Raw genomic sequence first — 19,900 nt, 5'->3', positions numbered from 1 at the left:
AGAGAATCATGGCGTATTCCAAATCATGGGAGTCAAATGAGAAATTGAACAAAACGGAATTATGGAAGCTTGAGAAAGATGGATTGTCAATCTTTGAAGACATACCCCATTATGCCGAAAATGGGTTCTCTTCCATCCCGAAAGAAGAGTGGGATAAATTCAAATGGGCCGGCCTATACCTTCAGAGACCAAAGGAAGACGGGTATTTCATGATGAGGGTGAATGTTCCATCAGGGATCTTAACGTATGATCAGGCAAGAGCACTTGCTTCCATTTGTAAAGAGTATGGAAGGGACGTCTATGACATTACCACACGGCAGGCAGTACAGTTTCACTGGTTGAAGATCGAACAGATTCCCGATATATTCAAACGCTTGGAGGAAGTGGGACTATCTTCTGCAGGTGCATGCGGGGATATTACCCGGAACATTGTTGGAAATCCTCTGGCTGGTATCGATCCTGATGAACTATTTGATACAAGAGGTGTTGTGAAAGAAGTGTATGATTTCTTCCAGCATAACGAAGATTTTTCAAATTTGCCGAGAAAATATAAAGTCGCGATCTCCTCTAATGTTAACAATGCCTCAAATGCCGAGATCAACTGTGTATCTTTTGTTCCGGCAAAAAAATGGATCGATGGCAAGGAGGCAGTCGGCTTTCACTTGAAAATCGGAGGGGGATTGTCTGCCAGACCGTTTCTTGCACAGGAATTGGACGTTTTCGTTCTTCCTCATCAAGTGAAGGATGTCTCCATTGCCGTTACGACCATTTTCCGGGACTACGGTTATCGGGAGAAGCGGCATTTAGCCAGGCTTAAATTTTTAATGGCTGACTGGGGGCCGGAGAAGTTCAAAGAGAAGTTACTGGAATATGTAAAGCTTCTACCAGCGGGGACTAGTGCCGTAAAAGGATGGAACGCAGGATATTTCTATGGTGTTCATCCTCAGAAACAGGAAGGGCTCAATTATGTGGGACTGAATGTTCCTGTAGGCCGTCTCAATTCGGATGAAGTGTATGAGCTTGCAAGGATTTCCAAGAAATATGGAAACGGTGAATTGCGCAACTGCAATTCCCAAAACCTCATCATTCCGAATATTCCGGATGAACACGTGGAGTCCTTACTTTCCGAGAAAATCTTTGACCGGATTTCAACGAGCCCCCTATCGTTTATCGGATATTCAGTGTCTTGCACAGGTATCGAATATTGCAATCTTGCATTAGTGGAAACGAAGGAACGGATGAGACAGGTTGCCAATCAACTGGATCAAGAACTTGAACTGGACGTGCCGGTCAGAATTCATATGGTGGGATGTCCTAATTCATGCGGTCAGCGCCAGATTGCTGATATTGGCCTTCAAGGAATAAAAATGAGAACAAAAGATAAGAAAATGATCGAAGCTTTTGAGATTTACATCGGTGGTACCCTTCAAGATGGAGGAAAGTTGAATCAGAAGTTAAAAGGAAAAGTGGAGGCAGAAAACCTGACTGAGGTTGTCAGGGAGCTGCTCATTCATTTCAAGAATACGAAGGAACCGGGTGAAGCATTTTACGATTACATCAACCGAGTTGGAACAACGACGCTACAGGAATCCCTGAATCAGTCACTTCAGGAAGCATGAGGGGGGAAATCAGATGAACTTGTATCGGTTTGAAGTCACCGCTCACGCATACGTTACGATTGTAGTGGTAGCCGCTGAATCAGATGAGAAAGCTTTTGATTTAGTTGAGATTGAACTCGAGAAGTATTTCTTGAAAAAGCAGGAGATCTTGGACATCTCTCTTTATGAAAAACGCAGGATCCGGGGAAATGGTGCAGGGTTTGTTCTGCACGAACAGGAAACGATCATTAAACCATAAGGAGGAAAACAATGGGAAAGGTATATTTGGTGGGAGCGGGTCCTGGAGATCCTGAATTGATCACGGTAAAAGCGCTGAAAGCAATCCAAAAAGCAGACGTCATTCTTTATGACCGATTGGTGAATAAAGAACTCCTTTCTTATGCGAAGAATGGTGCTGACTTAATCTACTGCGGCAAACTGCCAAACTATCATACGATGAAACAGGAGACGATCAATCATTTCCTTGTCCGTTACGCAGCAAGCGGGAAAGTGGTGGTGAGATTAAAAGGAGGAGATCCCTTCGTATTCGGAAGGGGTGGAGAAGAAGCAGAGGCATGCGCGAAAAAAGGGATTTCCTTTGAAATCGTCCCAGGTATTACGTCAGGAATAGCGGCTGCTGCCTATGCGGGGATTCCAGTTACTCATCGTGATGCCAGTTCAAGCGTTGCCTTTGTCACTGGACACAAACAAAACCATCAGCAGGAAGATGAAAAGTGGGAAAGCTTATCCAAGGGTATCGATACCCTTGCCATTTATATGGGTGTCAGTAACCTTCCTTATATTAAAGAAAAGCTTATCCAATATGGAAAAAGCAAGGATACACCAGTGGCCCTTGTCCACTGGGGAACAACAGACGTGCAAAAAACCGTAACAGGTACACTGGACACAATCGTCGATATGGTTAAGAAAGAGAAAATTGAAAATCCAAGCATGATCATCGTGGGAGAAGTGGTCCGTTATCGTGAGAAAATTCAATGGTTTGAAAAGAAAATGATCATGAGCGAGGCATTATAGATGAAGCGTGCAGTCTTGTACGTTTGCCATGGAAGTCGGATACCGGAAGCCTGTGAGGAGGCCGTCGCTTTCATCAAACGATGCCAGGAACATATTGAGGCAGATATCCAGGAAATAAGCTTTCTGGAACTTGCCTCCCCTTCCATTCAACAAGGATTTGACATCTGCGTGAAAAAAGGAGCCACTCACATCTCAGTCGTTCCTCTCCTCCTTTTGACGGCGGTTCATGCCAAAAAGGATATTCCTGTTGAAATTCAAAAATGCAGGGAAACGTATCCCGCAATAAAGGTGAATGTGGGGCGTCCCATTGGTGTTCACGACAAAATGGCTGAAAGTGTGATCAAAAAGATAGAAGATGCTGCTTTCATTGATTCGTCATCAGTTGCCATATTAATAGGAAGGGGAAGTTCAGATCCCGATGTCAAAAGGGATCTCAGTGCCATTGCTGACCTTGTTCTGAAGGGAACAAAGTTAAGGGCGGTAAAAACATGCTATTTAACAGCAGCCACACCAAGCTTCTCCGAAACATTGGAATCCGTAAGAAATACGGACTTAAACATCATTTTCATCCCGTATCTCTTGTTTACGGGGATGCTCATGAAAGGAATCGAAACCGATATCCGCGGAACGGAAAACGAGCAGATCATTTTGGGGGATTATTTAGGATATGACTCTCTTGTCGAAGAAGCATTTCTGGACCGGGTAAAGGACTCCCTTTGGAATAGAGGTGAATCACATGCTGCCTATCATGATTGATGTCAAAGGAAAACAAGTGACGATCATTGGAGGAGGAAGAGTAGCTTACCGTAAACTTTCTGTATTTTTGGGGAAGGGAGCAAAGGTTACAGTCATCAGCCCGGATGTGGTGGAACAGATCAGGCTGTTACACGAAGAGTGCAGAATACTATGGATCAAGAGAAAAATGATGCCTAATGATTTAACACAGGCGTTTATCGTCATTGCTGCCACGGATAAACAAAGTGTAAATGCACAGGTGAAGGCGTACTCTAAAGATAATCAGCTAATATGTGTGGCGGATGATGGGGATTGTGGGAATATACACATGGTTTCCTATAAGCAAAAAGGAAATTTGACCGTTGCTGTTTCAACCGGTGGAGCAAGCCCATTCTTAGCCAAAAAACTCACGGATCAATTTTTCCAGCCATTTGATGATGCCTATATAGAAAAGATCGATCAGATTTCTCAAAAAAGAAAAGAAATCAAAGCCTCAGATGTATCTGATGGAGAGAAAAGGAAACGTTTAAAAGAACTGACAGAACGGATGTAAAGTGAGATGACTTTACATCCGTTCTGTCTTATTTTACGAACATTAACGAATGAATTCGTCTTATTGTTAGGAAATGAGTCTTTACAAATACGTAATCAGCCGGTATACTATCCAATATCAAATCAATATTCGTTTTCACTCATATAATAGCGGGGATATGGCCTGCGAGTTTCTACCGGATTACCGTAAATGATCCGACTATGAGTGAGCAATGATAGGTTCGTCTGTATGGACGCTCTTCCTCTAACCCAAAGGTCATTGTCTCACTCCTGTGTGAGCAATTTTCCTTTGGGTTTTTTAGTGTCTACAACAGGTAAGGGAGTGTATGATTGATGAAGTTATTACAAAGCAAGATCAAAGCAGAGGGTCTCGTTCTCTCAGATACTGTATTAAAGGTAGATTCATTCTAGAATCATCAAGTGGATCCGGAGCTAATGATGGAAATTGGGAAAGAATTTGCACGTCGGTTCCATGATCTGGGTATCACAATAGTACTTACCATTGAATCATCAGGAATTGCACCAGGCGTGATGGCTGCTCTTCACATGAATGTGCCCCTTGTATTCGCCCGTAAGCGGAAATCTTTGACTCTATCAGAAGGTGTGCTGACTTCGAAAGTGTACTCATTCACTAAAGAGGAAGAAAATACGATATCGATTTCAGATACATACATTAAAGAACGTGATCGTGTTCTTTTGATTGATGATTTCCTGGCTAACGGACAGGCTGCGATTCCACACATCAAGATATCAATGGATACGAGATACGTAAGTTGTTCTCCCGTCAGTCCAAGAGCCCCTCCTACGATAAGGGGGACGATGACGGCTCCTGCATACATGGCAAGAACATGCTGAATACCGAGTGATGCCAGTTTGAGAGGCTTTTCCTTCATCATAAACCCGACTCCTCTTTCTTAAATTGTACTTCACCGTTAGTAAGAGACCCGATTTGCGCTAATGATTCAACCTTATAGCCTCTGTCTCGGACGATCTCCCCACCGAATTGAAAGGATTTCTCAATGACGATTCCGATCCCGGCTACTTCCGCCCCTGCTTGTTTCACGAGATCGATCAATCCTAGCGCAACCTTGCTGCAGGTGTGGAAGAATCGATACTTCGGTATCGGACTGCCCGTTGTACTGGGTTGTACGTTCACTGCAGTGGGACCCATGATCGCCATTGGAGGACAGTATGGGATTTCCGCTATTTATGGATCGATTCTTGTTTCAGGTATTTTCGTCGTTGCGATCGGAAGATACTTTGGGAAACTAGTGCGCTTTTTTCCACCTGTTGTAACGGGTTCCGTTGTGACTATCATCGGGATCACCCTGATTCCAGTCGCCATGAACAATATGGCTGGCGGACAAGGGAGTGCAGATTTCGGATCGTTACAAAACTTGTCTCTGGCTTTCGGTACTCTGTTATTCATCTTATTCCTTTACAAGTTCTTTACAGGTTTTGTCCGTTCTGTTTCCATTTTACTTGGATTGGCGGCAGGGACGGCTGTTGCAGTTATACTGGGGATGGTTGATTTCAGCGCTGTCGGTGATGCTTCCTGGTTCCATGTGGCGAAACCTTCTACTTTGGGATGCCCACATTTGAAATAACAGCTATTCTCACTATGGTCCTAGTAGCAACAGTCAGCTTGGAAGAATCAACAGGAGTGTATTTCGCTCTTGCAGACCTCAGTGATAAAAAGATTTCCGAAGAAGATTTAGCTAGAGGTTACCGGGCAGAAGGGTTGGCCATCGTACTTGGTGGATTATTCAACGCATTCCCTTACACCGCATATTCTCAGAATGTCGGCTTGGTACAGCTTTCAGGAGTGAAACGGAATAGTGTGATATATGCTACAGGGATTTTCCTGGTCATTCTGGGGCTTATGCCGAAAATCGGAGCACTTACAACCGTCATCCCTGCATCTGTACTTGGAGGAGCAATGGTAGCCATGTTCGGGATGGTAGTAGCCTACGGAATTAAAATGCTGAGTCACGTAAATTTTGGATCCCAGGAAAACCTGTTGATCATCGCCTGCTCTGTCGGAATGGGACTCGGGGTAACTGCTGTACCTGAGTTGTTCGCAGAAATGCTATCGGGCATCCGGATTTTTACGGATAATGGAATTGTTGCAGGCAGTGTGACAGCCATTGGGTTAAATATATTCTTTAATCGATTATCTAAACGGAAACTGAATGTTGTGGTGAATGAGCAGAAAGCTTCTTAGACATAACAATGTAATAACCGTCATCTCGATTGATAAATGGATGACGGTTTTTTAACAGTTATATTTATCCATAAAAAATAAGAAAGAACTAACATTATATAATAAGTAAATGTAGTTTTATAGGAGGTAGAACATTTGTTCTATCCAGAGGTATAAAGCAAGTTAGTATGAAAATAGAAGGAAAAAGGAGAAAAAAGAAGGAAGGAATTCAGTAAAGCCTGGAGATTATACACTTCCAGGCTTTTTGGTTTGTTCAAAAGTGAAAAATCAGACAGGAACAGAGGTACAGGCTATCATGCGTATTACTTATCTATTAAAGATTTTCCATCAGTCGTTTTGCGATTCGTTCATAATCATCCCGATCGATGCCTGGTGCGAATTCCTCAGGAAGATCATCCAGATTTGGGATAGGAGCTCCTTTAGGACTTCCCTGCTTCACAATCAGCCGCTCTCCATTTTCAGGATTTGTCCCTTTCCATATTTGAGAGATATCCGCATATTCCCCTACGTCGTTCCAAGTGTATAAAACGTTCGCCAATCCTTGTTCTTCAAATTTTCGGGCATGGTCAAATCTTGAATTTGCCAAATCGGGCAGAGGGATTAATTTCTTTACATCAACACCTGTAGCAATTTCCAGAGCTTTTGCATAGGCCAGAACATGAGTGCCGCCCCGTACGAGTAAATACCCGATCATTTCACGGGCTGTTTCATTTTCTGTCATCTCATACACTCTCATTTTATGTGTTCTTGCCCCAACCTCTAAGAAGAAATTATGAAGGAGGTCCAATACCAGATTCCCGCTATTAAATACATTGTCACCGGTCCAGGCACGACCCATGGAATCACCCGCCAAAGCGGTTTGGGCCGTGGCGATGAATTGGTACGTATTCCGGCTGTCCTTTCCTGTGCGTAAGGGAGTAACGTCAGGATCACCGGTATAAAAGGTATTTCCTCTTGATAAGAGATTGATGGCATTACTGACAAGCTCCACGTGACCGAACTCCTCGGCTGTGATACTGGCAACTAAATCATAAAATGGTTTAAGTTTATCTTTTCGACGAAAGTTAAAGGATTGAAACATATAATTGTTTAACGTAGACATTTCTCCAAATTTGCCCCCTAAAAGCTCCTGAACTGCTGCTGCTGCATTCGGATCCCCGTGCTCGGGAACCGGTAAGGCAATTAACATTCGGTTTTCCCGTTTAATCATTGTGATTCCTCCTTATCCTCTTGGAATGACCCAAACAATTTGAGCAGTCCGGATATAAAAAGGAGAGCCCCCTGATTTCACCACAATATGATCTGGCATAACGGTTTTAAGCTTTCCAGAAACAGTGCCTTGAGTGGTTTGAACGACTACCATGTTCCCCGTAATGCTGAGGAGTGTTTGGTATACATATGGATCAACTTGAGTGACATACGCTGGTGTCGATTGATTCATGCTGATTCACCCCTTATTCAGGATCTAAACTTTTTAAATATATGTATCAACTAAACTCTGTATGATGAGAAGGGTATATTTTTTAGTTTAAACTCATGCCATATCGATACTTTCTTTTTATGTTGTTGAGAGGTGGCATGCGTGCTCTCAGCTTAGAACCCTGAGGAATATTCAATTCGCTTTTTTGCTTATCGGTACCTAATAATGAATAGTCTCCTATAATCAAGGAAAGATAAAAGAAATGAGTCATTGGGAGCGGTCATGATGCGCAGTGGAAAACAGAATCGACAGTCATTTCACAGGTCAAATGAGAAGATCAGCGCTTCGAATGCTCCTGTTAAACCACTATCGAACGAGTTAATTGTAAATATTGAAAACATACAAGAAGTGTTCGGTCATACTTCAGATTTACAGATTAGTCAATTTGTATTGGAGACACAGGCAGGTAGTTTGATGTATTTAGATGGAATGGTTGATCATTCGGTCATTGAGGACTTTAAGCAGTCTTTGGTCGATCTGCATTTGTATGAGGACATTTCAAACTCTTCCTTACCCGGCAATACAGGTGAGGTTGAATGTTTTGATCGAGTCATCAAATCGATATTATGTGGAGATACCGCCATCCTGATTGACGGTGTATCGAGGGGGTTTGTTCTGAAGACATCCAGTCAGAAGGTGAGGGATGTATCAGAATCAACAGCCGAACAGGTTGTGAGAGGTCCCAAGGAATCTTTTACTGAAACGTTGAAAACGAATATCGCTCTCATTCGCCGAAAGATAAAAGACCCCAATCTTCGGAGGATCGAGAGGCATGTTGGACGTTCTACCCAAACCGATATTTCCATTATGTATATCAATGGGGTGGCAGATGACAAGATTGTTGATGAGGTCCTTCAACGGATCGACCGGATTGATATAGATGGGATTTTAGAAGGGAATTACATTGAAGAATTAATTGAGGATCAAACATACTCTCCATTTCCCACCATTTATAATTCTGAACGACCTGATGTGATCGCAGCAGGATTATTGGAAGGGAGAATCGCCATATTGGTGGATGGAACTCCCTTTGCATTGTTGGTTCCGGCCATATTCGTTCAATTCTTCCATTCAGCTGAAGATTTCTATCAGAGGTGGGATATTGCGAGTCTCATTCGAATCTTGAGGGTGTTCAGTCTTTTTGTGTCTCTCCTTGGACCGTCCCTCTATATCGCTCTAAGTAGCTTCCATCAGGAAATGTTACCAACGAACCTGTTGATCAGCCTCGCTGCTCAACGACAAGGCGTTCCCTTTCCAGCACTTATTGAAGCGATTCTCATGGAAATCACTTTGGAAATATTAAGGGAGGCGGGAATCCGACTGCCCAAAACCATTGGACAAACCGTGTCGATTGTAGGTGCCTTGGTGATTGGGCAAGCAGCTGTTGAAGCAGGCTTTGTCTCTCCTGCCATGGTGATCGTCGTCTCCATTACTGCTATTTCCAACTTTATCATCCCGTCTTATAATATTGCCATTTCCATAAGGATTTTAAGATTTCTATTTATGGTTCTGGCGGCTACGCTGGGTTTATACGGGATCGCTCTAGGGTTATTTGTACTGGCCATTCATCTGAGCAGTCTGCGCTCCTTCGGGGTCCCGTTTATGTCTCCAGTTGCACCGTATATTAAACAGGATCAAAAAGATACATTGTTAAGACTCCCGCAAAAACATTTATTGACCAGGCCGCGCCTAATCAGTCAGAAAAATATTGTGCGTCAGGACAAACAATCGAACAAAGGCAAAACAGGAAGGTGAACGAGATGAAATCAAGGCTTTTGAGTGTATTGATTACATTTTCATTAATCCTTAGTGGCTGCTGGAATAGCAGGGAGCTTGATGACATCGGCATTGCGGTAGCATTGGGATTCGATAAAGCAGGTGATGAGGTGCTTGTATCCGTACAACTCGTGAATCCCGCGGAAATTTCAAGTAAACATTCAAGTGGAAACAAAGCCCCTATCGTCGTATATCAGGAAACAGGGGAAACTGTATTTGAAGCTCTCAGGAAGATGACAAAGACCGTTCCTCTTAAAACATTCTTTCCGCATTTGAGAATGCTTGTCATCGGAGAGGACTTAGCCAAAGAAGGAATTGCTACATCTATGGATTTATTGGCGAGAGACCAGGAATTCAGAACTGATTTTTATGTGGTGATTGCAAAAGAAAATGAAGCCCAACAAATTTTAAAAATGTTAGTACCGGTGGAAAAGATCACGGCTCAGAACCTGTTCAATAAATTAGAAACGTCTTCAAACGTCTGGGCTCCCACCGTTGCCCTGAAAATCGGGACATTGATTGATGAGTTCATCAGCCCAGGCAAACAAGCGGTGATTACGGGGGTAAAGATTATTGGTCATCCAGAAGAGGGGACACCCTCAGCCAATCTTCAATCGGCAGATCCTCCTGTTCGATTGCAATACACAGATTTGGCACTGTTCAAAGAGGATAAACTGAAAGGTTGGTTAACTGAAGCGGAAAGCAAAGGCTATAACTATATAAACGGAAACGTAAAAAGCACCATTGTGACCGTACCATGCAGTGAAAAAGGGAGTGTGGCCATCGAAATTCTGAAAACGAAGTCAAAGATTAAGGCACATTTCACCAAGGGAAAGCCCTCCATTGAAATCCTCCTTAAGGCAATGGGGAATGTGGGCGAAGTGGAATGCGGAATGAATTTCGAAAAATCAGAGACGATTAAGTACCTAGAAAAACAAATGCAGAAAGATATTAAGGGGAAAATGCAACAATCCATCAAAACGGCTCAGGAAACGTATCATGTAGATATTTTTGGCTTTGGAGAAGTAATTCATCGGAAGAGGCCTTCCTATTGGAAGGATGTAAAGGAACAATGGGATGAACACTTCGACGATTTGCCCGTAAAGGTACAAGTAAGCGCACAAATCCGGCAAATAGGGAAACGAAATCATTCCGTAGTCAACAGAAGCGGGGAGTAAGAGATTATGTGGAAAATGCTTGGGATTTTAGCTGTCTTACTGATTTTTATCTACGTGGACGGTGTACCCCTATGGAAAAAACGTCGGTTTAATGCTTTCTGGACATTTATCATTCTATTGGGAGTAGGGACAGGTTTATTGATTTATCAAAGTTTTATTGGACCGATTCCAACCCCATTAAAAGGGATTGACTATATTCTCAAACCGGTGACTTCATCTTTTTATAAACTATTCGAATAAAGAAGGCGGGTACGAAACATGTTGGAGGAAGGAAAAATCAGCAGTAGGCAATTTACAGTGTTGGTTCTACTCTATACGATTGGAAGTACCATTTTAATCATTCCTTCTATCCTGACATCAACTGCAAAACAAGACGCCTGGATTTCTGGAATGATCGGGTTAGGAGTAGGAATTGCAGCAATTTTTTTATACACAGCACTGGCTTCCAGATATCCGGGTAAAAACTTTTCACAGATGTTGGAGCTGATACTTGGGAAGTGGCTGGGGAAACTCTTTTCTGTTTTTTATTTTCTTACGTTTGTCTTCTTATTGTGTTTATTTGTCCTGCGGGATATCGGGGACTTCATGGTTTCGGTGATGATGGTGGAGACTCCGATTCAAGTCATTCATTTAACTTTTTTACTTGTGGTTGTTTATGCTGTAAGACATGGGCTGGAGTCTTTTTCACGAACAGCGGAATTATTTCTTCCATGGATTATACTCCTGTTTTTGATCCTTGTTCTGGCAGTTGCTCCCCAAATAGACATCTTTAATGTTTTACCCATATTGGAATTCGGACTTAAACCAGTATTTAACGCCAGCTTTTCCTTTCTAACGTTTCCTTTTTTAGAGCTGGTTGTGTTTTTAATGATCGTCCCATATGTGAATACACAAGAGGTTCGAAAAGGCTTCATTTCCGGAACGATGATTGGCGGGTGCTGCCTTATCCTGATTTCCCTTCTGTCTATTCTGGTCACAGGGGTAGGTGAAACAACCGAAAGCATCTACTCGAGCTATGATCTGGCCAAGCAAATCAATTTAGGGGGGTTCTTTCAAAGGGTAGAAGCCATGATGGCATTCATTTGGTTTACAACGGTTTTCATGAAATTGACGATCCTTACCTATATCGTTTCATTAGGGCTCGCGCAGACATTTGAATTGCATGATTATAAAATCCTCGTCTTTCCATTGGGGTTACTCATGTATGTCCTTTCCTTAGATTTATTACCCAATATCTCTTATTTAATCGAGTTTACTCAAACCATGCAGATATATGTTTTGCTCTATGGGGGGATAGTCCCAATAATCTTATTCCTTCTGTCCTATTTTAAGCATGATCGTTACATGCTTGATTCCCTTAAGAAAAAGTGAAAGATGGAATTCCTGATTTTATCAAAAAGGCATGTATATGATCTTCCGTGACGCGGGTGAATGAGAACGATATACGAACATTTTTTGAAGAATATTTGATATTGAGGGTGGAAGGCTAATGAAAAGATCATTCAAGAATTAATGAAAGAAGGGACGTTATGTCAAATTCCAATCTCATAAAATTAACTTCTTCAGAGATAGCTTCCTTATGGCAGGAATATATAAGCCATACACATAGCCGCTGTATGCTACTCTATTTAATTGCAACCACTAAGGATGAAGAAATCGTATCCGTATTAAAAGAGGCTTTTACAATTGTTGAAGAGACAAAAGAAGCAACACTATCGATTATAAAAAAAGAAAACCTGCCAATACCTATTGGATTCAGTGACGAGGATGTGAATACAAAAGCCAAAAAACTGTTTTCAGATTCATTTTCACTCTACTATATCAAGAATCTATCTAGAGTGATGGCTTCTGCTTGCGGATTAATGATGACCATGTCCACTAGGGGGGATATTCGTACTCACTATGAAAAATGTACTGTTCGAGCCTTTAAGGTTTTTAACAGCGTCAGTGATGTGTTGCTCCAAAAAGGTCTTTATGTAAGACCACCACACATACAGCCAAACACCCAATCAGTTTACATAAAGGGAAAGCAATATCTGGATGGATATCGTCTGATTAGAGAAGAAAGGCCTTTAAATGCCGTAGAAATCTCTCATGTATTCGGTAATCTGGAAGCAAATTTGACAGGCATCACCTTTACTAAAGCTTTTGGCCAGACGATTGAGGATAAAGAGGTAAGAGACTTCATGTCAGATTCTGTGAATATGGGGAAGGAGATCATAAGCAAGCTGTCAACGTTTTTAACTTCTTCTGACCTGTCTGCTCCTATGCCCTCTGATATCCATGTAAATCCCATTACGGAATCCGCTTTCTCCAACAAGTACATGATGTATCAAATGTCAACTATGATGGCATCAGGTATATCTGGATACGCCAGTTCGCTTGCCGCCAGTATGAGAAATGACTTAAAAACGGCTTACATGGAGTTTTTAACAGAGACATCTAAACTTGCTCGTAAAGGGGCGAATATCATGATAGCCAATCAATGGCTCGAACAGCCTCCACAGCCTGCAAGCTTGGACAGGGAATAAAACGGAAAGATTGTATGATCAATTTCATAAATGCCTTTCTCCTAAGCCCCAATGGCTTAGGATTTTTTTAGACCTATTCCCTTATGGTAATCCTGACTGGAATTTTAATATGTAAAATGGTTCTGTCAAAAAGAGAGAGTGTAAGCAGGAAGGAAATGGGAGGGGGGATAGTTTCTATCAAATAGTCATTGATATACTCAGTATATCTAAGTGTTTTTCAAATTGAAATAAAAGCCTATACCATTCTACTTATGCTTTCATATACTAGAGTATCCTTTGTAGAAAGGAGGTAGAATATGAATAGTAACTATCATAACTGTAGCTGCAATAAATGTAGTGGAGACAAGCATGATGATCATAGTGGCCATCATCAAGTGGATACGTGCAATTGTTGTGTCATCGGGTTAGAGAAGACTATCAGAGAGCAATTCCGTTGCGGAGATACGATTGGTATCACTCGATTCGGAGATGCAGCGGCAGGTATTTTCGTCGGAAGATACAGAGGCTTGAAATATAGTGTAGTTGAAATTGAAGATCTACTTGTTCCGGGTACGACAAGTTTTGTTCCATTATGTGATATCGAAAGTGTTGAAAGAGGCATTCAGTTCCAGGAGCCACCGATGCAAATTGAAAAAAAGTAATGCCATTTACTGAAAAATTGAATTAATAGCTCAGGGGTTTTACACTCTGAGCTTTCATATAGGTCATCAGACATTAGGATTTATAGAGTGAATGTAGTACGATCATGTGTTTTCTCTGAAATTGGATGAAACACGCTTCAGTTTTTCATATCCTAGATTATCCTTAGAGTAGAAAGGAGGAAGAATATGAATAGCAACTATCATGACTGTAATTGCCATAAATCCAATGGGTACAAGCATGATGATCATCGTGACCATCATCAAGTAGATACATGCGATTGTTGTGTCATTGGATTAGAGAAGACAATCAGAGAGCAGTTCCGTTGCGGAGATACGATTGGAATCACTCGATTGGGAGATGTTTCTGCTGGGATTTTCGTCGGAAGGTTCCGGGGCTTGAAGTATAGTGTACTTGAAATTGATGATTTACTTGTTCCAGGTACGACCAGTTTTATTCCATTATGTGATATCGAAAGTGTTGAAAAAGGGATTCAGTTCCAGTATCAACCGATGAAAATTGAGAAGAAATAAAGCGCAAAACGGTTGATATCAATAGCTTAGAGGGTCTGGCTTTTATCTTAATATTCGTATAGCAGGGTTTTATCTGTGAGTAGTGAAAGATCGTGGCACGTGATGATACTGATTTCTTCATGGATTCTGTACCTGCTGCAGCAGAATATGAAGAGGCTGGGACAAAACTATAACAACCTCGCTTAAACATGAACCATTTCAGTGATGCTTCTTTATGCCGCTAATGATTTCCGTGCAAGACTCCGCTTTCCGCAGGAGTCTCCGTCTTGCACTCCAATCAACCGCTGGGTAGAATTGGAGTCTTAGGTATATTTTAATAATTCAAAACCCGAACTGTTTTACCTGTTTTCAGGTATAATGGTTCGGGTTTTGTTTGAGTAAAAATCCTTTTGTCCCAGCCTCACTCTATTGAGGATAGTAAATGAACTGTCTGCTCTAATTTAATTTAAGCGAAAGGTAAAATGAAAATGTTTTTGAACAGAGAGTAATGAATAGAGATTTGGTACATCTCAAACTAAAAAATGTCATATCTGTCACTTTAGGAGATAGTTTGCACATCTAATTTAAAAACCCAGCTTCTCAAAGGAATAACTGGGTTTGATCTAGTGATAAAGAGGTTCCACTTTGTGCCGCAATAGCACCCGATCTTGGAAGGTGGTTCACCATTTGCTTACCACACAATAACGTCGAATGTGCAATAGATCTTTTGTTATTAACTCAATATAAATAACAAAAAGCTACTCATGGGGTCCCGCCTACAAACTACATACGCTAAGTAAATTTCGACATGGAAAAAACCGATTTTTCCAACCCTAAGGATCGGCTCTTTTCTCTTTGTGTGTTCTTTGTGGAGAATTTTTTATATTCCTACATGCCTCAGCTTGTCTGGGTTCCGGACAATATATATGTTGTGGATCATATTATTTTCGACATGAAACATCCCCACTGTATGAATACCTTCGTTTGAACGGAGAATAAGAGCAGGTTGCCCGTTAATTTCACTTATTTCAATATGTGAATTTCCATCAACAATGGAAGATTTTCGTACTGCACCAAACAGAAACTTTACAACGCGATCCCGTGCTAAAATTGGATTTACGGCAGCCAACACCTTGCCTCCTCCATCTGACACCAGTACCACATTTTGATCAAGCTTGGATATGACCTGATTCAGGTTTCCCTGTTTGAGTGCTATTATAAAATCATGAACTAAATCTTGAGAAGCTGCTTCAGAATGAACATCGTCTTCAAAATTAATCCCCATCTTTGCTTTTGCACGGCTGAATAATTTCCGGCAATTCACTTCACTTTTTTCAATGAGCTTTGCTATCTCGTGATAACCAAAACCGAGTGCCTCTCGAAGGACAAAAACGACACGTTCCGTTGGTGTAAGCTTTTCAAGTAGCACAAGTATCCCATAAGACAATTCATCGTCACGGATAACGGAGTCTATTGTATCTTCTGCAGATTTAGATAAGGGTTCTGGTAACCATTCTCCAAAATATTGTTCTCGCTTCTTGCGAGCTGTTTTTTGTAAATCCCGACATCGATTCGTTACCATTTTACAAAGATAGGCTTTAGGCTCACCCAACTTATCCGAAGGAACGTCATATAATTTTATAAAAACGTCATGGACGACATCTTCCGCATCTGAAACCGATCCTGTCAGTTGGTAGGCGAGTTTAAACAGCAACATTTTATATTTTTCGTACATTTCCTGCACATTTTCACTTCCATTCTCTTTCTACAATTCACCGATTGTAGAATGGGCTACAAATATAACGAGCTGAGGAGCAGTTTTGTGACAAAATAAAGTATTTATTCTTAAAAAAATATTAACATATATTACAACTACTTTCTAAATATGGATAAAAATCATATGGAAATATATATATAACTATTTTAATTGAACACCCTGTCACAGAATGAATGACTTACTCGTTATATAGGTGTTGATGGAGGAGAAGTAATGAAAGCAGCATTACAAAAGGTTAGTTGCCTTCATAAGATCACTTAATACTTCATCTGATTCATCCAATTATTTACTAAGGAGGGTTGTAAATAGTATGTAAACGCATCATTGAATGGGAAAGAACCAATCTACATGATTGAATAAAATAGGAAAAGAGAGGTATACCAATTATGGCTGAACGTGTGAATTACATGAAAGAATCACCGGAATTTTCTAAAAAGTTGATGGAACTTAGCATGCAAGAGAAGGAAAGTTCAATTGAAGAATCAATCCGTCATTTAGTGCACATTAGAGCTTCACAAATGAATGGATGTGGCTTTTGCTTAGATATGCACGTCAAAGAAGCTAAAATCCATGGTGAGAGAGAGCTGCGTCTTTACCACACTACCATTTGGCGTGAATCAACACTATTTAGTCCACGTGAGCGTGCGGCACTAGAGTGGACAGAGATTTTGACAAAGATGCCTGAGCATGGTGTGTCTGATGACGTTTATGACCGTGTTCGTTTTCAGTTTTCAGAAAAAGAGTTATCAGACCTTACATTCTCGGTTATGGCAATTAATGCTTGGAACCTTATAAGTATTGCGTTTAAATCGGTACCAGGTTCAGCTGACAAAGCGTTTGGATTAACAAAATCTGGCCTAAGCTAAGAGTTATATGAGCCCAATGTGAAATGGACCTCAGGAGGAAGCGGCATCATGGGCTTCTCAAGGTATAGACACGATTTCTGGTGAGGGGCAAGACTAAGAGATTTTCATAAATCAATAGAACAGAAAAACCGGTATCTTTAGAGATATGGGTTTTTCTGTTTTTCTGATAGTAATATCAATTTAGAAAATTTGGGGTCTCAACCTGTTAAGGTGAAGTTTAGGTATGGCATAAGCGATTAGTGGACAAGGGAGTAACGTTTACGATGGAGCCAACCGTAATGGGCGATATCACCATTGCTGTCTTCGACGATACATGGGGAAACCTTATTCAGATGATCGAGCAGAAGTGATTTATAATTCGGGTCTTTTCTCTCTACGTGCTGTATTCAGTGTGCAGGGGGAAGTCCCTTTTTCTAATTTCGGTTTATTCTATGAAATATTGGGGATTCTTCTTAATAGGAACGAAAGAGGAGTGGACGTATGGAGTTAGATGGCAGAAACTTAAAAGACAGGGCTAAGGCTGCAATGAGTAAGTTCAAACACAATGTGAAGGGGACGTACTATTCTATTGCTGACATTCCCACAGCTTCCGTTCAGGAGTTGGCGGATTTCATTCAGATACACCCTGACACACATGAAATCAAGAAGAGTCTGCTCGGCAACATCTATTCTTTTTTTAGACTGAACTTGAATAACTATCGGTTCTACTTAGAAACCACCCATGACCGTATTTTACAACTGGATGGTTCTTTAAATGGAAAGGAATTGGTTTCCTTTCGATCTTACCGGGATTCTGATGATAGACATTCACCAGTTAAATTGAGTTAAGAATAGAGAAATGGGCTTTCTTATAAGGGGGGCCTGTTTTTTTCGTTCCGGGAAAATTTCTGGAAAATATTGAAACGAAACAACAAGTAAATCGTATCATTTTATAATCGGAAAAAATGGATGGCGAATTTAGAATGAAAAAAAGGAGCTTCTTTAACCAAATGATGGTTCATTATTTGGTCATGCTGATCACTGTGTTCCCAACTTTACTTCTTAGCGGTATTTATCCGATTGCTTCTTTTAGAGATGTCGTGAACGTATTTTTCCAATTTAATATGGCTGGGCGGCTACATATTTTATTTTTCAATTAAGGAATAGAGCTTATATGAAAGCCCAGGACCAATAGGATCTAAAATATCGGTGCCTGCATTATATAGTAGAAAGACCAGGAGTGAAGAAATGAACAACTTTATGAAAGCATTAACCTATGTAAACGAAAGAGTTTATGAACCTAATCAATTAAAGATAAAATCGGTTCAAGAGGAAAAACAAAATGCACATTACGGTGCTGGTACTTTTCAATTAGCTTCTCGTTCAGTTCGATTTAGAGTGGCAAAAACAACACCTAATAAGGTAGGGCAATTTGTTGCTTTTTGGGAAAAAGACGAAAATGATAACAATCAACCATTTACATATGAAGAGGCCCCCGACTTATTGGTTGTTACTACCTTTTTAAGTAAGGATGAATGGGGACAATTTATTTTCCCGAAAGACATCCTTGCCAAACGAAATATTCTTAAAACAAGTACTACAAAAGGGAAGATGGCCATCAGAGTTTACCCTGGTTGGGATACCCCAACTAGCAAACAAGCGATAAAAACTCAAAAATGGCAGTTACCCTATTTTGTTGATTTGAGTCATTCGAATCAATTACCCATAGAAAAAATAGTAGAACTGTATGCGCAATAAATGTGATTATCGGTGCCTGCCCCCAACACGGGAACGTTTTAGTGTATCGGGGGTCAGGTGCTTTTTTGAGTACTCATAAATAAAGAAAATTCGACACTGGGTCATGATTCTCGATTTTCTCGTATGTTTAATCAGAAATCCGCCGCGTGAATCGTGGTTATACCCTTTTCCTGAGTATGGAGTAAATGTTTGAAAAATACAATTTAGTTCAAAAAATGTATAGGAAACGTCCTTTGTTTGCCATGGGGCGTTTTTTCTGACGTATTAGGAATAAGCGCTTATCGTTGAGGTGCCACGGTACCTGTCCCTGTGGTATCTCTTGACAATCACGTATTTAGAAGGGAATGGAAATATCCAATCCCATATCCAATACCTTAATAAGGTATTCATTATGTTGCTGAAATGACAGCACCATTTTTATGTATGACGGTTACGAAGACACCGGACTTTTTTTGAAAATCAGAAGAAGAACCATATGGGACTTTCAATGCGAATGTTTTACCATTTCTCTTAAATTCAACAGTGAATTTGTCAGATGCCCCAATAATTTCTGCTTCAGTTACCTCGGATTTTCCAGGTATAAGTAAGTTTTGACCTATGAGTAACATATCCATTTTCAAATCATTTGATTTAGCTAAGTCTTCTTGTTTTACTCCAAACCGATGAGCTACGCCCCATAAAGTGTCACCAGGAACTACGGTGTATATTTCTCCAACATTTGACTTGTTTTGTTCAACAGGAACCAAAATAGATTGTCCAATATTAATTTGATCTGAATCCAACCCGTTTAATTGTTTTAAATAAGCGATTGTTGTTTCATATTTTTTGGCTAATGAGTATAATGTATCTCCTCGTTGGACTGAATATTTGTTTTCATTATGATTTTCTAGGTGAGGCACCAGAAGCGCTTGACCTTCATAAATTTTATCAGACATTAATACGTTTTTTTCTTTTAGTTGATCGACTGTAACATCATATCTTTTAGCTAGACTATATAATGTGTCATGCTTTTTCACTGTATATTCTGCACTGCAAGCACTTGCATTTCCATTGGTGAGTATAAGAGCAGACAGTGCTCCTACAGTAGTGGCAATCGTTAATTTTTTGTTTCTTTGTTTAAATGCTTTCTTCTTTTCAATAGCTATTCTTTCTCTCCTACTAAGTTGAATTGTATTCAATTCTTCCATCTCCTTTGTCCTAAATACTATCGAACTAACTATATATGAGCCATTTGTGGGTGAGAAGGGTCTAATGTTGGAG

The 19,900-nt window shown here is 40.7% G+C and carries 19 protein-coding genes, 5 pseudogenes and 1 riboswitch; of the genes and pseudogenes, 18 read left to right on the top strand and 6 right to left on the bottom strand.

Annotated elements, in window-relative coordinates; genetic code table 11:
* The first annotated feature begins 8 nt into the window (after positions 1 to 8).
* The 6 genes and pseudogenes from LS684_RS22715 to LS684_RS22690 form a co-directional block, all read left to right on the top strand.
* Positions 9 to 1,619, top strand: a complete 1,611-nt coding sequence (locus tag LS684_RS22715) for a nitrite/sulfite reductase (RefSeq protein WP_233811985.1) — start codon at positions 9 to 11, stop codon at positions 1,617 to 1,619.
* A gap of 13 nt (positions 1,620 to 1,632) precedes the next feature.
* The gene (locus tag LS684_RS22710) at positions 1,633 to 1,857 is read left to right on the top strand and encodes a DUF3906 family protein (RefSeq protein WP_233811984.1); all 225 of its coding nucleotides are present in this window, start codon (positions 1,633 to 1,635) and stop codon (positions 1,855 to 1,857) included.
* 11 nt (positions 1,858 to 1,868) lie between these two features.
* A complete protein-coding gene (gene cobA / locus LS684_RS22705) occupies positions 1,869 to 2,633 on the top strand; it encodes a uroporphyrinogen-III C-methyltransferase (RefSeq protein WP_169214980.1) in 765 nt (254 codons plus the stop codon).
* Positions 2,634 to 3,389 carry a sirohydrochlorin chelatase gene (locus LS684_RS22700; protein WP_233811983.1) on the top strand — a complete coding sequence of 252 codons (756 nt, stop codon included), beginning with the start codon at positions 2,634 to 2,636 and terminating at the stop codon, positions 3,387 to 3,389.
* A complete protein-coding gene (locus LS684_RS22695) occupies positions 3,370 to 3,921 on the top strand; it encodes a precorrin-2 dehydrogenase/sirohydrochlorin ferrochelatase family protein (protein ID WP_233811982.1) in 552 nt (183 codons plus the stop codon). The genes LS684_RS22700 and LS684_RS22695 overlap by 20 nt, the downstream gene beginning before the upstream one ends.
* Positions 3,922 to 4,040: 119 nt before the next feature.
* Positions 4,041 to 4,142: riboswitch (purine riboswitch) on the top strand.
* Between the two features lie 111 nt (positions 4,143 to 4,253).
* Positions 4,254 to 4,652, top strand: a pseudogene (locus tag LS684_RS22690) (xanthine phosphoribosyltransferase); the annotation flags it as partial.
* On the opposite strand, the pseudogene LS684_RS22685 reads toward LS684_RS22690, so the two are convergent.
* Positions 4,649 to 4,813 (bottom strand): annotated as a pseudogene (locus LS684_RS22685) (solute carrier family 23 protein); the annotation flags it as partial. The pseudogenes LS684_RS22690 and LS684_RS22685 sit on opposite strands and share 4 nt — an antisense overlap.
* Positions 4,813 to 5,010, bottom strand: a pseudogene (locus tag LS684_RS22680) (xanthine phosphoribosyltransferase); the annotation flags it as partial. The pseudogenes LS684_RS22680 and LS684_RS22685, both read right to left, overlap by 1 nt.
* On the opposite strand from LS684_RS22680, the pseudogene LS684_RS22675 reads away from it, so the two are divergent.
* A pseudogene (locus tag LS684_RS22675) lies at positions 4,940 to 6,144 on the top strand (nucleobase:cation symporter-2 family protein). The pseudogenes LS684_RS22680 and LS684_RS22675 sit on opposite strands and share 71 nt — an antisense overlap.
* Positions 6,145 to 6,457: 313 nt before the next feature.
* Here LS684_RS22675 and LS684_RS22670 read toward each other — a convergent pair.
* Together LS684_RS22670 and LS684_RS22665 are read right to left on the bottom strand one after the other, a co-directional pair.
* Positions 6,458 to 7,354: a manganese catalase family protein gene (locus LS684_RS22670; RefSeq protein WP_169214976.1), complete on the bottom strand. Its 897-nt coding sequence runs from the start codon at positions 7,352 to 7,354 to the stop codon at positions 6,458 to 6,460.
* Positions 7,355 to 7,366: 12 nt separating this feature from the next.
* Positions 7,367 to 7,585, bottom strand: a complete 219-nt coding sequence (locus LS684_RS22665; protein ID WP_225003269.1) for a YuzF family protein — start codon at positions 7,583 to 7,585, stop codon at positions 7,367 to 7,369.
* A gap of 264 nt (positions 7,586 to 7,849) precedes the next feature.
* Between LS684_RS22665 and LS684_RS22660 the strand changes: the two genes are divergently transcribed.
* The 7 genes from LS684_RS22660 to LS684_RS22630 all read left to right on the top strand — a co-directional run bounded on the left by LS684_RS22660 (position 7,850) and on the right by LS684_RS22630 (position 14,281).
* A complete protein-coding gene (locus LS684_RS22660; protein ID WP_233812146.1) occupies positions 7,850 to 9,379 on the top strand; it encodes a spore germination protein in 1,530 nt (509 codons plus the stop codon).
* Positions 9,380 to 9,384: 5 nt separating this feature from the next.
* Positions 9,385 to 10,578 (top strand): Ger(x)C family spore germination protein, encoded by a 1,194-nt coding sequence (locus tag LS684_RS22655; protein WP_233811981.1) that lies wholly within the window; start codon positions 9,385 to 9,387, stop codon positions 10,576 to 10,578.
* Between the two features lie 6 nt (positions 10,579 to 10,584).
* Entirely contained in the window at positions 10,585 to 10,818 is a 234-nt protein-coding gene (locus tag LS684_RS22650; RefSeq protein WP_169214971.1) for a hypothetical protein, read from the top strand.
* Positions 10,819 to 10,836: 18 nt separating this feature from the next.
* Positions 10,837 to 11,949, top strand: a complete 1,113-nt coding sequence (locus LS684_RS22645) for a GerAB/ArcD/ProY family transporter (RefSeq protein ID WP_233811980.1) — start codon at positions 10,837 to 10,839, stop codon at positions 11,947 to 11,949.
* 158 nt (positions 11,950 to 12,107) lie between these two features.
* On the top strand, positions 12,108 to 13,109 hold the full coding sequence (locus LS684_RS22640; protein ID WP_233811979.1) for a DUF3231 family protein: 1,002 nt from the start codon (positions 12,108 to 12,110) through the stop codon (positions 13,107 to 13,109).
* A 296-nt stretch (positions 13,110 to 13,405) separates the two neighbouring features.
* The gene (locus tag LS684_RS22635; RefSeq protein WP_169214967.1) at positions 13,406 to 13,750 is read left to right on the top strand and encodes a hypothetical protein; all 345 of its coding nucleotides are present in this window, start codon (positions 13,406 to 13,408) and stop codon (positions 13,748 to 13,750) included.
* Between the two features lie 186 nt (positions 13,751 to 13,936).
* Positions 13,937 to 14,281: a hypothetical protein gene (locus tag LS684_RS22630; protein ID WP_169214966.1), complete on the top strand. Its 345-nt coding sequence runs from the start codon at positions 13,937 to 13,939 to the stop codon at positions 14,279 to 14,281.
* A gap of 859 nt (positions 14,282 to 15,140) precedes the next feature.
* On the opposite strand, the gene sigJ is transcribed toward LS684_RS22630, so the two are convergent.
* Positions 15,141 to 16,004, bottom strand: a complete 864-nt coding sequence (sigJ, locus tag LS684_RS22625) for an RNA polymerase sigma factor SigJ (protein WP_233811978.1) — start codon at positions 16,002 to 16,004, stop codon at positions 15,141 to 15,143.
* A gap of 419 nt (positions 16,005 to 16,423) precedes the next feature.
* On the opposite strand from sigJ, the gene LS684_RS22620 reads away from it, so the two are divergent.
* The 4 genes and pseudogenes from LS684_RS22620 (at position 16,424) to LS684_RS22605 (ending at position 18,640) form a co-directional block, all read left to right on the top strand.
* Complete coding sequence (locus tag LS684_RS22620) at positions 16,424 to 16,903, top strand: carboxymuconolactone decarboxylase family protein (RefSeq protein WP_233811977.1); 480 nt, start codon at positions 16,424 to 16,426, stop codon at positions 16,901 to 16,903.
* Positions 16,904 to 17,130: 227 nt separating this feature from the next.
* Positions 17,131 to 17,253: pseudogene (locus tag LS684_RS22615) on the top strand (VOC family protein); the annotation flags it as partial.
* Between the two features lie 130 nt (positions 17,254 to 17,383).
* Positions 17,384 to 17,731 (top strand): hypothetical protein, encoded by a 348-nt coding sequence (locus tag LS684_RS22610; RefSeq protein WP_169214963.1) that lies wholly within the window; start codon positions 17,384 to 17,386, stop codon positions 17,729 to 17,731.
* Positions 17,732 to 18,130: 399 nt separating this feature from the next.
* A complete protein-coding gene (locus LS684_RS22605; RefSeq protein ID WP_233811976.1) occupies positions 18,131 to 18,640 on the top strand; it encodes a MepB family protein in 510 nt (169 codons plus the stop codon).
* Between the two features lie 389 nt (positions 18,641 to 19,029).
* Here LS684_RS22605 and LS684_RS22600 read toward each other — a convergent pair whose 3' ends face one another.
* Positions 19,030 to 19,818 carry a muramidase family protein gene (locus tag LS684_RS22600; protein ID WP_233811975.1) on the bottom strand — a complete coding sequence of 263 codons (789 nt, stop codon included), beginning with the start codon at positions 19,816 to 19,818 and terminating at the stop codon, positions 19,030 to 19,032.
* Positions 19,819 to 19,900: the final 82 nt, after the last annotated feature.

It is taken from the genome of Cytobacillus spongiae (assembly GCF_021390075.1).
Note: the sequence above shows the minus strand (reverse complement) of the source record. Positions and strands in the feature narration are given on the sequence as shown.

What these genes read in the sequence shown, in the direction of transcription:
- LS684_RS22655 (WP_233811981.1), top strand. Translation starts at nt 9,385, where the DNA reads ATGAAATCAAGGCTTTTGAGTGTATTGATTACATTTTCATTAATCCTT.
- LS684_RS22630 (WP_169214966.1), top strand. Translation starts at nt 13,937, where the DNA reads ATGAATAGCAACTATCATGACTGTAATTGCCATAAATCCAATGGGTAC.
- cobA (WP_169214980.1), top strand. Translation starts at nt 1,869, where the DNA reads ATGGGAAAGGTATATTTGGTGGGAGCGGGTCCTGGAGATCCTGAATTG.
- LS684_RS22665 (WP_225003269.1), bottom strand. Translation starts at nt 7,585, where the DNA reads ATGAATCAATCGACACCAGCGTATGTCACTCAAGTTGATCCATATGTA.
- LS684_RS22660 (WP_233812146.1), top strand. Translation starts at nt 7,850, where the DNA reads ATGCGCAGTGGAAAACAGAATCGACAGTCATTTCACAGGTCAAATGAG.
- LS684_RS22645 (WP_233811980.1), top strand. Translation starts at nt 10,837, where the DNA reads ATGTTGGAGGAAGGAAAAATCAGCAGTAGGCAATTTACAGTGTTGGTT.
- LS684_RS22610 (WP_169214963.1), top strand. Translation starts at nt 17,384, where the DNA reads ATGGAGTTAGATGGCAGAAACTTAAAAGACAGGGCTAAGGCTGCAATG.
- LS684_RS22650 (WP_169214971.1), top strand. Translation starts at nt 10,585, where the DNA reads ATGTGGAAAATGCTTGGGATTTTAGCTGTCTTACTGATTTTTATCTAC.
- LS684_RS22710 (WP_233811984.1), top strand. Translation starts at nt 1,633, where the DNA reads ATGAACTTGTATCGGTTTGAAGTCACCGCTCACGCATACGTTACGATT.
- LS684_RS22695 (WP_233811982.1), top strand. Translation starts at nt 3,370, where the DNA reads ATGCTGCCTATCATGATTGATGTCAAAGGAAAACAAGTGACGATCATT.
- LS684_RS22715 (WP_233811985.1), top strand. Translation starts at nt 9, where the DNA reads ATGGCGTATTCCAAATCATGGGAGTCAAATGAGAAATTGAACAAAACG.
- LS684_RS22605 (WP_233811976.1), top strand. Translation starts at nt 18,131, where the DNA reads ATGAACAACTTTATGAAAGCATTAACCTATGTAAACGAAAGAGTTTAT.
- LS684_RS22670 (WP_169214976.1), bottom strand. Translation starts at nt 7,354, where the DNA reads ATGATTAAACGGGAAAACCGAATGTTAATTGCCTTACCGGTTCCCGAG.
- LS684_RS22635 (WP_169214967.1), top strand. Translation starts at nt 13,406, where the DNA reads ATGAATAGTAACTATCATAACTGTAGCTGCAATAAATGTAGTGGAGAC.
- LS684_RS22700 (WP_233811983.1), top strand. Translation starts at nt 2,634, where the DNA reads ATGAAGCGTGCAGTCTTGTACGTTTGCCATGGAAGTCGGATACCGGAA.
- LS684_RS22620 (WP_233811977.1), top strand. Translation starts at nt 16,424, where the DNA reads ATGGCTGAACGTGTGAATTACATGAAAGAATCACCGGAATTTTCTAAA.
- LS684_RS22640 (WP_233811979.1), top strand. Translation starts at nt 12,108, where the DNA reads ATGTCAAATTCCAATCTCATAAAATTAACTTCTTCAGAGATAGCTTCC.